The 1226-nt window shown below is 61.7% G+C and carries 1 protein-coding gene; it reads left to right on the top strand.

Features of this window, described 5'->3' with window-relative positions; genetic code table 11:
* The first annotated feature begins 58 nt into the window (after positions 1–58).
* Positions 59–1219 (top strand): IS30 family transposase, encoded by a 1161-nt coding sequence (locus tag ABIC75_RS23065; protein ID WP_354016222.1) that lies wholly within the window; start codon positions 59–61, stop codon positions 1217–1219.
* The last annotated feature ends 7 nt before the right edge of the window (positions 1220–1226 follow it).

Raw genomic sequence — 1226 nt, 5'->3', positions numbered from 1 at the left:
TGCGACTTCAGACGGTCAACGCAACACACTATAGACGCGCAAGCGGAAGGAGTGTTGCATGGCACCCAGACTTCGGCGGCACATTACTGATAGCGAGAAGACCCTGCTGTGGGAGCGATGGCGGCGCGGAGAGTCGCTCCACCAGATCGCCCGATGGCTGGGCCGCAGGCATTCCTCGATACGCCGAGTGATTGCCCAAGCCGGCGGCATTCGGCCAGTGCCGAGGCGCCGCTCACCGCGTGCCCTGACGCTGGCTGAGCGAGAAGAGATCTCGCGGCAGGTGGCTTTGGGGCAATCACTGCGCCAGATCGCAGCGCAGCTTGGCCGCGCACCGTCCACCATCAGTCGGGAGGTGGAGCGCAATGGTGGGCGTGATGGTTACCGTGCCAGCCACGCCGATCAGCGGGCCTGGGATCGCGCACGTCGCCCGAAGGTCTGCAAGCTCCGTAAGCATCGAGTGCTGGCCCGACTGGTCGCCGACAAGTTGCAACTCCAGTGGTCGCCGGTGCAAATTGCGGGCTGGCTCAAGCAGCGATCGGGCGGCCAAGAGGAGCATCAGGTGTCGCACGAGACCATCTATCGCAGCCTCTTCATTCAGGCCCGCGGAGCCTTAAAAAAGGAGCTCCTGGCGCACTTGCGCCATACGCGCGCGATGCGCCGCTCCCGCCATCACACGCAGAAGACGGCGAACCACGGACAGCTCACCGACATGGTCTCGATCCGCGAGCGACCCGCCGACGTCGAAGACCGCGCTTTGCCCGGTCACTGGGAAGGCGATCTGTTGATGGGAAGCCATAACAGTCAGATCGCCACGCTTGTGGAGCGTCACACGCGCTACGTCATGCTGGTGAAGGTCGATGGCCGGGATACGCAAACAGTTATCGATGCCCTGATCAAGCACGCACACAAACTACCCCGCGAACTCTACAAATCACTGACATGGGATCGCGGTAAGGAGATGGCCGACCACCGGCGTTTTACCTTGGCGACCGATATTCAGGTCTACTTCTGCGATCCGCAGCATCCGTGGCAACGTGGCTCGAACGAGAACACGAACGGCCTACTTCGCCAGTACTTTCCCAAAGGCACCGACGTGTCGGTGTATTCTCAGGCGAAGCTTGATGCCGTTGCTCGGCGACTGAACGAGCGGCCTCGGCAGACGTTGAACTTCGAAACGCCGGCAGAACGATTCCAGCAATGTGTTGCAGTGACCAGCTGAAGTCGCA

Source organism: Dyella japonica (assembly GCF_040545895.1).
Classification (GTDB): domain Bacteria; phylum Pseudomonadota; class Gammaproteobacteria; order Xanthomonadales; family Rhodanobacteraceae; genus Dyella; species Dyella japonica_D.
Note: the sequence above shows the minus strand (reverse complement) of the source record. Positions and strands in the feature narration are given on the sequence as shown.

Excerpts from the sequence above, each read along its gene's own strand:
- ABIC75_RS23065 (WP_354016222.1), top strand. The coding sequence starts at position 59 with ATGGCACCCAGACTTCGGCGGCACATTACTGATAGCGAGAAGACCCTG.